Here is a 13,914-nt window from a genome sequence, read left to right as displayed (position 1 = left end):
TGTGAAAGTAGGTCATCGTCAGGCTATTATCTAGAAACGCCCCAGTCTCCAAAGGACTGGGGCGCTTCGCTTTGGGGAATCGTATTTTGATTTGCCTGGGCCGATGCGGACTGCCGAGATGAAGTCAACTCGGCGTCAGTACATAGGACATGGACGAAGCGTTGTCATTCCAGCCAAATGCGCGTAGATCGGGAAAGGCGCCGCGCTCGGGCACAAACAACATCGAACCGCCAAAGTTGATGTGTTGGTGCAATACCGCAAACGAGCGTTGTGGCCGCACATTGGCCCATACCTGGCTTTGATTCTGGATTGACGACACCCGGTCGTTGATGTTCTGGCAGAACCACAGGAAACAAAGCACCGAGCGGAAATCTGGAATCACGCCATGGCCAGCACCGCGTTGCCCATTGGTGCCACTGGTAGTGCCTGCGCCAAACTGCCACATGGCACCGGTGAAGTTAATGTTTTCCCACATGAGTACCGCGCCGCCAACGGCATTGGCGATTTGTTGTGGGCTAGAGCCGGTGCTGAGCACGATGGATGAGCCTGCGCCGGCGAGACCTCTGGGTGATGCTTTCTTGGTTTTGGCGCCACTGTCCGTGCCGCTTGCTAAGGCTTGGTGGAGCTTGTTTGAGTCGCTGTAGACCTGCAGTGTTTCACCGTCACGGGCGCGTTCGTCGAGCAGGTAATACAGAGGCTTGCCGTCAAAATCTTTGACCGATTCAGCGGCAGCGCGTTTGCCGTTCAGCAGCACGGGCAGTTCAGGGATCTTGTGAACGCAGAACGGTTTTTCTGGTGGCAACTGGGTGGCCGCGGCCGACTGCATGGCGGCGCCGCCGCTGCCGTATTGAAGCCCGGCGACAAAGGCCGCACCGATCATGGCCAACTGCTCGGTTTGAAGCTGCTGGCCCGGGCCACTACATCCCGCGCAGGCTTGTGTGCTGTTGCTGGACATTTGAGACTCCTTGGAATCCGTCAGGTCAGTGCACCACGGCATCAATCAAGGCACGTCACCAACCAGAACGGCCTCTGTGGAGTCCAGCGTGCAGCTGGCTGGGCGCATGGTAGCGCCAGACGGAAGGTGTCGGTGTATTTAGTTTGCCGTTGAGCCGCTTTGGCCTGGTTTTGTCACCCGTTCACGGTACATGGGGCGGCTGGTGTCATACCTGTGTGACTTGTGCTTTGACCAGCATGGCGCGCCCGGCGCCAAAGCCAAACCATGCCGCACCCAGCGAGGTGACGATGAACACCCAAGCTGCGCCGCCATAACTGCCGGTCCACTCATGCAGTCGGCCAATCATGAAGGGGCCGGTCGAGGCGATCAGATAGCCTACAGATTGCGCCATGCTCGACAGTTGCGCGGCCACATGTGCGTCTGGGGTGCGCAGCACGATGAGCGTCATGCACACTGAAAAGAGTCCGCCTTGTGCCAAACCCAGCACCACGGCAATGGGCCAGACCCAGGTGAGTGGGGCGAACAGCATGGCCAACAGACAAACTCCGGCCAGCAATGCCAGTACTACGTTCAGCAGCGACTGGTTGCGCAGCCGTATGGCAAACGAGGGCAGCAGCAGGCAGGCGAACACCTGGGTCATGACGGATGCGGAAATGACCCAGCCTGCGGTCACGCCATCCAGGCCGCGGTCGCGCAGAATCGGTGCGAGCCAGCCCATCACGGCGTAGGCCAGGCCGGACTGAAGACCCATGTACAGGGTGACCTGCCAGGCGAGTTTGTCTCGCCACAGGCCGCGCACGCGCAGGCCAGTGTGCCGCCCGCCAGCCGCGCGCCCAGCGCGCAGCGCCTGGGGTGTCCAGAGGGCCGCGACCAGGATCACCGGAAGGGCCCAGGCGGCAAGCGCCAAGTCCCAACGGTCGCCCAGTGCATGCGATAGGGGCAGCGTGAGCCCGGCAGCGGCGGCCGCGCCTGCGCACACGGCCATGGTGTAGAGCCCGGTCATCAGCCCTGCCTTGGCCGAAAAGTCGCGCTTGACCAAACCTGGCATCAACACATTGCCCATGGCGATGGCAGCGCCGGCCATGCCGGACGCGATGAACAACCACGCCACGCTGCCCGTACCCCGCAAAGCGCTGCCAGCCAGCAGCAACAGCAGGATGCCGAGCAGAGCCTTCTCGGTACCGAAGCGCATGGCCAGGCGTGGCGCGAGCGGGGCGAACAGGCCCAGGCAAAGGATGGGAATGGAGGTGAGCAAACTGGCGCCGCCGGCACTCATGCCAGTGCCGGCCATGATTTCAGGAAGCAGTGCCGAAACACTGGAGAACACCGGGCGCAGGTTCAGCCCGATCAACACCATGCTGATGCCCAGCAGCACGTGCTGGGCGCGGCTGCGCACGGGTGTGGGCGGGGCCTGGGGTGTGCCATTGGCCTCGGCGTCTACGGCTTCGGTCGCCAGACCATTTGCCAAATTGCTGGCCAGATCGTTGGCTAACGCGCCTGCTGTTTTGTGCGGTTGGGGCATTTGCCTTGTCTCGTTTTTTTCGTTGTGAAGTGGCTCATGCCTGGCCATTCAATTGCTGAACGGCGCTATAGGCACTGCGCACCGCGCCTTCCAGCGTGCCGGGGTAAGGGCCTTGTACATATTCCCCACAAGCCAGCAGTCCGGGGCCTATGCGTGTGGCCGGGCGCAGCAAGCCAGGCGTACAGGCAAAGGTAGCGCGCTTTTCCACCACGGTCTGGATGGGCTGCAGGTCGTGCAAGCCGAGTTGTGTGCGTCCTTGGGCCAGAACTTGTTGTTCGATTTGCTCGCGCTCGCCGGCGCTCACGCTGACCACAAAGGCCAGCACGTTGGCCTCGGCCCCGGTAGCCGTGCCGCCGAAAAAGCGTCGGTCAAAGACGAACTGTGCCGGGGCATCTGCGGTACTGCGCAGAGCCAGAATCGGTTCCGCCAGGCGCGTGGCGCTGCTGGCGTAAACGGTGGTGATGGCCTCGAACGCCAGGCCTTCGGCCGCGCCTAGCCAGGCTGCGGCTGCAGGGCAGCCGGGCGTAAGATCTTGCGGCAGCACCGGTTTGGCGGCGGTGCGGGCGATACGCGCGGCTTCCCAACTAGGGCAGGCGAGGATCACCTCGTCGAAGGTTTGGCCAAAGTTGTTGCCGTGTTGCTGCCAGCAAAGTTCCCAGCCGTTGCCGGTGGATGTCTCGACTTTGGCAAGCGACTGCACGCGGCAGCCGGTGTGCACCGCGGCGCCATGGTTGGCCAGCCAGGCGGCGGCCGGCTCGGGAAACAACTGGCCAAGATCAAGGCGCGGGATCAAGAAGTTCGAGCTGCCGGGGCCACCAAACAAAGAGTCTTTGAGCACACGCAAAAACACCTGTGCGCTGGCCTGATGGGCGGCGGTGTTCAAGGCCGAGGCGCACAGCGGCTCTATCAGTTCGGCCATGACGCGCGGCGTGAGGCTGGCACACAGTTCGGCCACGCCTAAATCTGCTGCACATACGAAGCCCTGCTGCTGCCAGCGCAGACTGGCGCGCAGCAGTTGCGTTTTGTCGCGCAGTGACCAGCCACGCGCGGTGAGTATGCCGGCCAGTGCGTCGAGCGGCGCGCGCCAAGACGGGCATTGCAGGCCAGTGCCATCGGGGAAGCGCAGTGTGAGGGGCAGGCGCAGAAAGGCATCGGCGGGATTCACGCCCACGGTGCGCAGCAGCGCCAGGGTTTCGCTGTACGCGCCGATGAGAATGTGCTGGCCGTTGTCCAGTGTTAATGCCTTGCCGTCGGGTTGGGCATGCTTTAGGGCTCTGGCGCGCCCCCCAAGTGTGCGGCTAGCTTCCAAAACTGTAGCGCCATGGCCGGCCTGCGTGGCGTAGATGGCTGCAGCCAGCCCCGCCCAGCCGCCACCGACGATGGCTACTTTGCGGCCCGTGGCCGGCGGCGGCTTAGACACGCCCGAAGGCCTGCACCTTCCAGGCGAGCCAGAACTTGCGCAACGGCGTGAGGCTGTTGCGCTGGTGCAGCACCTGGAAGTTGTCGCGCTCGATTTCGCGCAGCAGCGTGCGGTAGATGCTGGCCATCATCAGGCCGGGCTTTTGCGCGCGGCGATCCACTTCGGGCAGCAGCGCCATGGCTTCGTCGTACAGCAGGTGTGCGCGCGCGGCCTGGAAGCGCATCAGCGCCGTGAAGCGGTCGGAATAGGTGCGCTTGATGATTTCGTGTGCCTTCACATCAAACTGCTGCAGCTCGTTCACGGGCAGGTAGATGCGGCCCATGAGCGCGTCTTCCCCGACGTCGCGGATGATGTTGGTGAGCTGGAAAGCCAGCCCCAGCTTGTGCGCGTATTCCGTGGTGGCCGACTGCGTCTGGCCAAAGATGCGTGCCGACACCTCGCCCACAATGCCCGCCACCAGGTGGCAGTAGCGCTGCAGACCGGGAAAGTCGAGATAGCGGCTTTGCTCCAGGTCCATCTGGCAGCCATCGATGATGGCCAGCAGGTGGCGCGCTTCGATCTGGTACTCGGCGGTGTGCGGCATCAGCGCCTGCAGCGCCGGATGTGTGGCCTTGCCGTTGAAGGCGTTGGCCACTTCACCGCGCCACCAGGCGAGTTTGGTTTGGGCCACACCCACGTCATGCACTTCGTCGACCACATCGTCGATCTCTCGGCAATAGGCGTAAAACGCCGTGATGGCGGCGCGGCGCGGCCGTGGCAGGAATAAAAAGGCGTAGTAGAAGCTGCTGCCCGAAGCTGCTGCTTTTTGTTGGACGTATTGCTCGGGGGTCATTCTCTGATTGTCACATCCGTAGGGCACGCCAAAGCATCAGCGGGCCATCTGTCTTGCGAATCTTTGGGCGCGTTTGCAAGGTCGCAAATTCGAGCCGCTCTATTTTGTCGAGTATGCGCAGGCCCCCTTGCACCACCAGGCGCAGTTCCCAGCCGGCGCGGCCGGGCACGGTGTGGACCAGGGGGGCGCCTTCCATCATCAGTTCGCGCGCCCAGGTCACGTGCTCTGCGATGAGGGCGGTGGCTGCGGGTGTTTGTTCTCTGCTGAGGAGCGCGGCCTGCGTGACGCCATGACGTGCGCAGGCCTCATACGGCAGGTAATAGCGGCCGCGCGGCAGGTCTTGGCTGAAGTCTTGCCAGAAGTTGATCAACTGCAGGGCATTGCAGATAGCGTCACTTTGCTGCAACGCTTTCACATCCGTGACACCATACAGGTGCAGCAGCAAACGGCCTATGGGCGCGGCGGAGCGCTGGCAGTAGTGCAGCAGCTCGGTGCGGTCGGCATAGCCGCTGTGGTCGCGGGTTTTCTCCACGTCCTGCACAAAAGCGCTGAGCAAGGCATCCAGCAGATCAAACGGCAGCTTGTGACGTGTTATGGCCTCTGCCAGAGGGGAAAACACGCTTTCCCAGCGCTCGCTGGGGCGTTGTCCAGCGGCTACCCGGGCCAGCTCTGTGCGGTAGGCGTTGAGCTCATCCAGGCGCTGCGCAGAAGTGGCATCTCCTTCATCGGCGAGGTCGTCGGCGGTGCGTGCAAAGTGGTAGATCGCTGCCACCGGAGGGCGCAGGGCAGGGGGACAAAGCCATGACGCCACCGGAAAATTTTCGTAATGTGTGACGGTTTGTCGGGTAGGATTTTGGGCGGTAGGGGAGACGTTCACGGGGAGCATTGTCGCTTGACCCTGTTGAAGATGATTTCTGCCGTTAATAACCTTATGGTCAGTTCCTGCGCCGCCGGGCTGTGACATCACATTGCGCCGGGGCCTGCATGTTCAGCGAGCCCGCTATGACAAACAAAATTTTGCGAGTTCTTGATCTTTCTTCTTTACGCACCGCTTTGTTGTGGATACCCGTGGCGGTGCTGGTGGCTGGCTGTTCCAAGCCGGAACCGGCGCCTGAGCCGATACGCGCGGTCAAAGTGGTGACCGTACAGGCCGAGCCGCTGCATTCGCGCCTGGAGTTTGCCGGCGATGTGCGCGCACGCGTGACTTCTGCGCTGGGCTTTAGGGTGGCCGGCAAGCTGATCAAACGCCAGGCCGAAGTGGGCCAGAGGGTGAAAGTGGGGCAGGTGCTGGCGGAGCTGGATCCCAGCGACTACCGCCTCGCCGCTGCCGCAGCCCAGGCCCAGGTGGCCGCTGCGCTGACCAACCGCGACCTGGCCTCGGCCGACTTCAAGCGCTACAAGGAGCTGCGCGAGCAAAACTTCATCAGTGGTGCCGAGCTTGAACGCCGTGAGAGCACGCTGAAGGCGGCGCAGGCGCAACTGGAGCAGGCCCAGGCGCAACTCGCCTCGCAGGGCAACCAGGCCGGCTACACCCGGCTGATGGCGGATGTGTCCGGTGTTGTCACAGCTGTGCAGGCCGAGGTCGGCCAGGTGGTCGGTGCTGGCACACCTGTGGTCATCATTGCGCAGGATGGACCGCGCGATGTGGTGTTCACCGTACCCGAAGACCGGGTGGCGGCGGTGAAAGTGGGCGAGCCCGTGGGCATCAAGGTGTGGGCCAACGACGATTTGCTCGATGGCAAAGTGCGTGAGGTGGCCGCCAGTGCCGACCCGGTGACGCGCACCTTCCAGGTGAAGGTCGAGTTGGCGGCCAAAGACGAGCTGCCCTTAGGCGCCACCGTCACCGTGCTGCCGCCTAGCATGAGCCGCGAAGGCCTTACCGCGATCAAGCTGCCGACCAGCGCCTTGCGTCGAGACGGTGGCGGCAGCGCAGTGTGGGTGCTGGATACCGGCAGCATGACGCTGCGTTCGCAAGCCGTGCAGGTTGAGACGGCCGACGGCAACGACGTGGTCATCGCCAGCGGACTGACGCCCGGCATGGTGGTGGTGGTGGCCGGCGTGCATGTGCTGGCCCCTGGGCAGAAGGTGCAAATTTATCAAGGAAAAACAACGCCTGGGCAGGCTGCAAAAGCGGCGACAGCTGCAAATACAGTAGCAACACCGGCGCCTGCGCCCGTGGCCCCAGCCGCCCCCGCGGCCTCCGCAGGCAAGTGAGTCCCTGATGATGCAAGACCCTCACACCCCGACTCCGGCGCCAGAGCCGCAGCAAAAATTCAACCTGTCGAAATGGGCGCTGGACCATCCAGCCCTCACGCGTTATCTGCTCATCGTTTTGATGATCATGGGCTGCGCCGCTTACTTCCAGCTCGGCCAGGACGAAGATCCGCCGTTCACCTTCCGTGCCATGGTGATCCGCACCTACTGGCCGGGTGCCACTGCGCAGCAGGTGGCCGAGCAGGTGACGGACCGGCTGGAGCGCACCCTGCAGGAAGTGCCAGGTGCGGACAAGATCCGCAGTTACTCGAAACCCGGCGAATCACAAATCATCTTCCAGGTCAAAGACAACTCGCCGGGCAAAGACGTGGCGCACACCTGGTATGTCGTGCGCAAGAAGATTGGCGACATGCTCTACACCCTGCCGCCTGGGGTGCAGGGACCGTTTTTCAACGACGACTTTGGTGATGTCTACGGCATCATCTACGCGCTGGAAGCCGATGGCTTCAGCAACGCCGAGTTGAAGGTGTTTGCCGACGACGTGCGCCAGCAATTGCTGCGTGTGCCCGACGTGGCCAAGGTGGAGCAGTTTGGCGTGCAGGACGAAAAGGTCTACGTCGAAATCTCGCAAAAGCGCCTGGCGCAACTGGGCCTGGACATGAACCAGGTGCTGAACCAGATGAACCAGCAGAACGCCGTGCAAAGCGCCGGCGCTGTGCAGACCCCGGTGGATGCGGTGATTGTGCGGGTGGAGGGGCAGTTCGAGGTCGTGCAGCAACTGCGCGACATGCCCATTCGCGCGGCCAATGGGGCCACGCTGAAGTTATCTGACATTGCCGAGATCACGCGCGGCTATGTGGATCCGCCGACGGTAAAGGTGCGCCACCAGGGCAAGGAAGTGATCGCGCTGGGTGTGTCGATGGCGCGTGGCGGCGACATCGTGGCATTGGGCAAGGCGATGGATGCCTTGTCGGCGCAGATCAGCCGCAACCTGCCCGCAGGCATCACGCTGGTGCAGGTGCAGGACCAGCCCAAGGCGGTGACCTCTTCGGTCAACGAATTCGTCAAGGTGCTGATCGAGGCGGTGGTGATTGTTCTGGCGGTCAGCTTTCTCAGCCTGGGTCTGCACAAACGTCCAGGAAAGAACCCCTGGTGGAAGTACTACATGCTGGACATGCGTCCCGGCATGGTGGTGGGCATCACCATTCCACTGGTGCTGGCGATCACCTTCCTGGGCATGTGGTACTGGGACATAGGGCTGCACAAGATCTCGCTAGGCTCGCTGATCATTGCGCTGGGCCTGCTGGTGGACGACGCCATCATCGCCGTGGAGATGATGGTGCGCAAAATGGAAGAGGGCTACGACAAGGTGCGCGCCGCCACCTTTGCCTACGAGATCACCGCCATGCCGATGTTGACCGGCACACTGATCACCGCCGCCGGCTTTTTGCCGATTGGCATGGCCAAGTCGATGACGGGTGAATACACCTTTGCCATTTTTGCCGTCACCGTGCTGGCCTTGGTGATCAGTTGGGTGGTGTCGGTTTACTTTGTTCCGTATCTCGGCAAATGGCTGCTGAAGGTGCCGCACCACGTGCAGGACGCTTTGGACAGCGGTCACCACCACGAACACGAAACCTTCAATACACCGTTTTACAACCGCTTCCGCCGCACGGTGGATTGGTGTGTGCACCACCGCTGGCTCACGATTGGCGCGACGGTGCTGATCTTTGCGCTGGGCTTGGTGGGCATGGGCAAGGTGCAGCAGCAGTTCTTTCCGGATTCGAGCCGGCCAGAGATTCTGATCGACATCTGGTTCCCTGAAGGCACCTCGTTTGCCGCCAACGAAGAGGTCACCAAACGACTGGAAGCGGAGCTGATGCAGGAGCCGGGCGTGGCGTCGGTGACGGCGTGGGTGGGCTCGGGTGTGCCACGGTTTTATCTGCCGCTGGACCAGGTGTTTCCGCAGACCAATGTGTCGCAGTACATCGTGCTGATGAAGAGCCTGCCCGAGCGGGAGAAGCTGCGCGTGTTGCTGCCGGAGATACTGGCCAGGGACTTTCCTGAGGTGCGTGGGCGTGTGAAGCTGTTGCCCAACGGCCCGCCGGTGCCGTTCCCGGTGCAGTTCCGTGTGGTCGGCAGTGATCCGCTGGTGCTGCGCCAACGCGCCGATGAGGTCAAGGAGGCGATGCGCCAGAGCCCGAATACGCGTGGCGTGAACGACAACTGGAACGAGTCCGTCAAGGTGCTGAACCTGAACGTCGACCAGGCCAAGGCGCGTGCGCTGGGCGTGACCAGCCAATCGATTTCGCAGGCGGCGCAAACCATTTTGACGGGCGCCACCGTGGGGCAGTTTCGCGAAAACGACAAGCTGATCTCCATCGTGCTGCGCCAGCCGCTGGACGAGCGCAGCGCCATCACCGATATTGCCAATGCCTATTTGCCGACCAGCAACGGCACGGCGATTCCATTGACGCAGATTGCGCGCCCGAGTTTTGCCTGGGAGCCGGGCGTGATGTGGCGCGAGGGGCGCGATTACGCCATCACCGTGCAAAGCGACATCACCGAAGGCCTGCAGGGCGCCACCGTCACCAACGAACTGCTGCCGACCATGCAGGCGCTGGAAGCCAAGTGGGCCAGCCAGGGGCAAAGCGGTTACCGCATCCAGGTCGCGGGCGCCGTGGAGGAGAGCAGCAAGGGCTCGACCTCGATTGCGGCGGGTATTCCGGTCATGCTGTTCATCACCTTCACCTTGCTGATGCTGCAATTGCAAAGCTTCAGCCGCGCCGTGCTGGTGTTCATTACCGGACCGCTGGGCATTGCCGGTGTGGCGGCTGCGCTGCTGCTGCTGAACCGGCCCATGGGCTTTGTGGCCTTGCTTGGGGTGATTGCGCTGATGGGCATGATCCAGCGCAACTCGGTGATCCTGATTGACCAGATCGAGCTGGAGCGCGCCAACGGTGTGCCCGCCTGGACGGCCATCGTGGACGCTGCAGTCGGCCGGTTGCGGCCAATCGTGTTGACCGCGGCCGCGGCGGTGCTGGCCATGATCCCGCTGTCGCGCTCGGTGTTCTGGGGGCCTATGGCTGTGGCCATCATGGGCGGCTTGATTGTAGCCACCGTGCTCACGCTGTTGGCTTTGCCGGCCATGTATGCGGCCTGGTTCCGCGTCAAGCGGCCGCCCAGGGACGGCGCGGCCGCCTGACCCGGCAAACCAGCCCCGAGGTGACGCCAGTGCGTCACCTCGGGGCTGCCAAACCCATGTTTTTTCAGCAGCTTTTGCGCTGCTGGTGTGGGTGGAGCCAAAGTGGCCCCATTTCACGCGTTAAAATGCTGGGTTCACCGATTTCACTCGGATGGTTTTTGCAACGGGGTGCTTCCCTGGACGGCTAGGCCATTCGGTTCTGTTTCTAGGCGCGCGGGTGGCGAAATTGGTAGACGCACCAGGTTTAGGTCCTGACGTCCGCAAGGATGTGGGGGTTCGAGTCCCCCCCCGCGCACCACACTTTTTTTTAGTAAGAGATCAAAATGGCCGTTACCGTTGAAACCCTGGAAAAGCTGGAACGCAAAATCACCTTGTCGTTGCCGGTTGAAGTGATTCAGAACGAAGTGAGCAAGCGTCTGACGAAGCTCGCGCGTACCGTCAAGATGGACGGCTTCCGTCCAGGCAAGGTCCCCATGAATGTGGTGGCCCAACGTTACGGCTATTCGGTTCACTACGAAGTCATGAACGACAAGGTTGGCGAGGCTTTCTCCGCCGCCGCCAACGAAGCCAAGCTGCGTGTGGCTGGCCAGCCCCGCATCAGCGAAAAAGAAGAGTCGCCTGAAGGCCAAATGTCCTTCGACGCCGTTTTCGAAGTGTTCCCGGAAGTCAAGCTGGGTGACCTGGGCGCTGCTGAAATCGAGCGCCTGTCGAGCGATGTGTCTGATGCTGCCATCGACAAGACGCTGGACATCCTGCGCAAGCAACGCCGTACCTTCGCCCAGAAGGCCGCCACCGAAGCCGCCGCTGATGGCGACCGCGTGACCGTGAACTTCGAAGGCAAGATCGACGGCGAGCCGTTCCAGGGCGGCAAGGCCGACGACTTCCAGTTCCTGGTCGGCGAAGGCCAGATGCTGAAGGAATTCGAAGACGCCGTGCGCGGCATGAAGGTTGGCGAAAGCCGCACTTTCCCGCTGTCCTTCCCGGCTGATTACCACGGCAAGGATGTGGCCGGCAAACAAGCCGACTTCATGGTCACGCTGAACAAGATCGAAGCCGCCCACCTGCCTGAAGTCAACGAAGCCCTGGCCAAGTCGCTGGGCATCGCCGACGCAACGGTGGAAGGCCTGCGTTCCGACATCAAGAAGAACCTGGAACGCGAAGTCAAGTTCCGCCTGCAAGCGCGCAACAAGGCCGCCGTGATGGATGCCCTGATCGCCAACGCCGAACTCGACCTGCCCAACGCCAGCGTGCAAGCCGAAATCGGCCGCATGATCGAAGGCGCCCGCAACGACTTGAAGAGCCGTGGCATCAAGGACGCCGACAAGGCGCCTATCCCTGAAGAAGTGGTGCGCCCACAAGCCGAACGCCGCGTGCGTCTGGGCCTGGTGGTGGCCGAGTTGGTGCGTGCCAACGAATTGCAAGCCAAGCCTGAGCAAATCAAGGCCCACGTGCAAGAACTCGCCGCCAGCTACGAAAAGCCTAGCGAAGTGGAACGCTGGTACTACAGCGACATGAACCGCCTGGCCGAAGTCGAAGGTGTTGTGATCGAAAACAACGTCGCCGAATTCGTGCTGGCGAAAGCCAAGGTTGTCGACAAGGCCATCACGTTCGACGAGTTGATGGCCCAGCAAGGCTGATACCGTTCGGAGAACGCAAATACGGGGCTTGTGCTTTGGCGTACAAGCCCCTATTTACTTGGTGAATTCTTTTCAACCACATGGAACAAAACATGATCTTCGGAAAAAGTGCGCTGGATACCCAAGGTCTGGGCATGGTGCCCATGGTGATCGAGCAATCGGGCCGTGGCGAACGCTCTTACGACATCTACTCGCGTCTGCTGAAAGAACGCGTCATTTTCTTGGTGGGCCCGGTCAACGACCAGACCGCCAACCTGGTGGTGGCGCAGTTGCTGTTCCTCGAAAGCGAAAATCCTGACAAGGACATTTCGTTCTACATCAACTCCCCTGGTGGCTCGGTGACGGCCGGCATGGCGATCTATGACACCATGCAGTTCATCAAGCCGGATGTGTCGACGCTGTGCGTCGGTATGGCGGCCAGCATGGGCGCTTTCCTGTTGGCCGCTGGCGCCAAGGGCAAGCGTTATTCGCTGCCCAATTCGCGCGTCATGATCCACCAACCTTCGGGTGGTGCACAGGGCCAGGCGACGGACATTGAAATCCACGCCCGCGACATCCTGAAAACACGTGACCAGTTGAACCGCATCCTGGCGGAGCGCACTGGCCAGCCGATCGAAAAGATCGAGCGCGACACCGAGCGCGACTACTTCATGTTTGCCGACGAAGCCAAAACTTATGGCCTGGTAGACGAAGTGATCGCCAAGCGACCCTAAGTCTTTCAAGACGCTCGGCCAAACGGCGTTTTCTGACTCAGAAAGCGCCGTTTTTATTTCGTTATCATTCAGCTACGACTGATAAAGGTATTCCTCCCATGGCCGAGAAAAAAGGCTCCTCCAGCGAAAAAAACCTGTACTGCTCCTTCTGCGGCAAAAGCCAGCATGAAGTGAAGAAGCTGATTGCAGGACCCTCGGTGTTCATTTGCGATGAATGCATCGACTTGTGCAACGAAATCATCCGCGACGAAGTGCCTGCGGGCGTCGCCGCTGGCGAGCCGCGCAGCGAGTTGCCGACGCCGGTTGAAATCAAGACCAACCTCGACAATTACGTGATTGGCCAGGAAGTGGCCAAGCGCACCTTGGCGGTAGCGGTGTACAACCATTACAAACGTCTGCGCCACAAGGAAAAGGCCAAAAAAGACGACATCGAGCTGACCAAGAGCAACATCCTGCTGATCGGCCCCACGGGCTCGGGCAAGACGCTGTTGGCGCAAACCCTGGCGCGTATGCTTGATGTGCCGTTTGTGATGGCCGACGCCACCACGCTGACCGAAGCCGGCTACGTGGGTGAAGACGTGGAAAACATCGTCGCCAAACTTCTGCAAAGCTGCAACTACGAAGTGGAACGCGCCCAGCGCGGCATCGTCTACATCGATGAAATCGACAAGATTTCACGCAAGTCGGACAACCCTTCGATCACCCGCGACGTGTCGGGTGAAGGTGTGCAACAAGCGCTGCTGAAGCTGATCGAAGGCACCATGGCGAGTGTGCCGCCACAAGGGGGCCGCAAGCACCCGAACCAGGACTTCCTGCAGATCGATACCACCAACATCTTGTTCATCTTGGGCGGTGCGTTTGCCGGCCTGGAAAAGGTGATTGGCAACCGTACCGAATCCTCCGGCATTGGGTTTGGTGCAGCCGTCAAAAGCAAGAAGGAGCGCAGCCTCACGGAGGTGTTCCGTGAAGTCGAACCCGAAGACTTGATCAAGTTTGGTTTGATTCCCGAGTTGGTGGGCCGTATGCCGGTGGTCGCCACTTTGGCCGAGCTCAGCGAAGACGCCCTGGTGCAGATCTTGACCGAGCCCAAGAACGCCTTGGTCAAGCAGTACAGCAAGCTGTTGGCCATGGAAGGTGTGGATCTGGAAGTGCGTCCATCGGCCCTCAAGGCCATTGCCAAGAAGGCGTTGGCGCGCAAAACCGGTGCCCGTGGTCTGCGTTCCATCCTTGAGCTTTCCCTCATCGATACCATGTTTGATTTGCCGAACACCGCCAACGTGGAGAAAGTGGTTGTCGACGAGTCCACCATCGAGGAAAACAAGCCGCCGTTGCTGGTTTACCGCGAAGCCGCCAAGAAAGCCTGAGTCCGGCCAAGACAGACTTGGCAGGACTGTTGGCCGCATCGGGGTTGCCACC

Annotated in this window: 10 protein-coding genes and 1 tRNA gene; 6 read left to right on the top strand and 5 right to left on the bottom strand. The window is 61.5% G+C overall.

The window, feature by feature from the left end; all coding sequences use genetic code 11:
* Positions 1–124 precede the first annotated feature (124 nt).
* From ACFQ95_RS25670 to hpnC, 5 genes are all read right to left on the bottom strand, one after another.
* Positions 125–955 (bottom strand): peptidase inhibitor family I36 protein, encoded by an 831-nt coding sequence (locus tag ACFQ95_RS25670; protein ID WP_422835765.1) that lies wholly within the window; start codon positions 953–955, stop codon positions 125–127.
* Between the two features lie 205 nt (positions 956–1,160).
* Positions 1,161–2,477, bottom strand: a complete 1,317-nt coding sequence (locus tag ACFQ95_RS25665) for a CynX/NimT family MFS transporter (protein ID WP_422835763.1) — start codon at positions 2,475–2,477, stop codon at positions 1,161–1,163.
* A 34-nt stretch (positions 2,478–2,511) separates the two neighbouring features.
* Positions 2,512–3,897, bottom strand: coding sequence for a hydroxysqualene dehydroxylase HpnE (gene hpnE, locus ACFQ95_RS25660; RefSeq protein WP_422835761.1), 1,386 nt, complete (start codon positions 3,895–3,897; stop codon positions 2,512–2,514).
* On the bottom strand, positions 3,890–4,729 hold the full coding sequence (gene hpnD, locus ACFQ95_RS25655; protein ID WP_422835759.1) for a presqualene diphosphate synthase HpnD: 840 nt from the start codon (positions 4,727–4,729) through the stop codon (positions 3,890–3,892). The genes hpnE and hpnD overlap by 8 nt, the downstream gene beginning before the upstream one ends.
* Positions 4,730–4,739: 10 nt before the next feature.
* Positions 4,740–5,615 (bottom strand): squalene synthase HpnC, encoded by an 876-nt coding sequence (gene hpnC / locus ACFQ95_RS25650; RefSeq protein ID WP_422835757.1) that lies wholly within the window; start codon positions 5,613–5,615, stop codon positions 4,740–4,742.
* A 116-nt stretch (positions 5,616–5,731) separates the two neighbouring features.
* On the opposite strand from hpnC, the gene ACFQ95_RS25645 reads away from it, so the two are divergent.
* From ACFQ95_RS25645 to clpX, 6 genes are all read left to right on the top strand, one after another.
* Complete coding sequence (locus ACFQ95_RS25645; protein WP_422835756.1) at positions 5,732–6,943, top strand: efflux RND transporter periplasmic adaptor subunit; 1,212 nt, start codon at positions 5,732–5,734, stop codon at positions 6,941–6,943.
* A gap of 7 nt (positions 6,944–6,950) precedes the next feature.
* Positions 6,951–10,148 carry an efflux RND transporter permease subunit gene (locus ACFQ95_RS25640; protein WP_422835754.1) on the top strand — a complete coding sequence of 1,066 codons (3,198 nt, stop codon included), beginning with the start codon at positions 6,951–6,953 and terminating at the stop codon, positions 10,146–10,148.
* Positions 10,149–10,359: 211 nt separating this feature from the next.
* Positions 10,360–10,446, top strand: a tRNA-Leu gene (locus tag ACFQ95_RS25635).
* A 25-nt stretch (positions 10,447–10,471) separates the two neighbouring features.
* The gene (gene tig / locus ACFQ95_RS25630) at positions 10,472–11,785 is read left to right on the top strand and encodes a trigger factor (protein ID WP_422835752.1); all 1,314 of its coding nucleotides are present in this window, start codon (positions 10,472–10,474) and stop codon (positions 11,783–11,785) included.
* A 92-nt stretch (positions 11,786–11,877) separates the two neighbouring features.
* The gene (gene clpP / locus ACFQ95_RS25625; RefSeq protein ID WP_422835750.1) at positions 11,878–12,498 is read left to right on the top strand and encodes an ATP-dependent Clp endopeptidase proteolytic subunit ClpP; all 621 of its coding nucleotides are present in this window, start codon (positions 11,878–11,880) and stop codon (positions 12,496–12,498) included.
* Positions 12,499–12,596: 98 nt separating this feature from the next.
* Entirely contained in the window at positions 12,597–13,862 is a 1,266-nt protein-coding gene (clpX, locus tag ACFQ95_RS25620; protein WP_422835748.1) for an ATP-dependent Clp protease ATP-binding subunit ClpX, read from the top strand.
* The last annotated feature ends 52 nt before the right edge of the window (positions 13,863–13,914 follow it).

Origin of the sequence: Variovorax sp. HJSM1_2, from assembly GCF_049316285.1 — a bacterium.
GTDB lineage: Bacteria > Pseudomonadota > Gammaproteobacteria > Burkholderiales > Burkholderiaceae_C > Rhodoferax_B.
The sequence above is the reverse complement of the archived record's forward strand: the minus strand, read 5'-3'. Positions and strand labels throughout refer to the sequence as shown.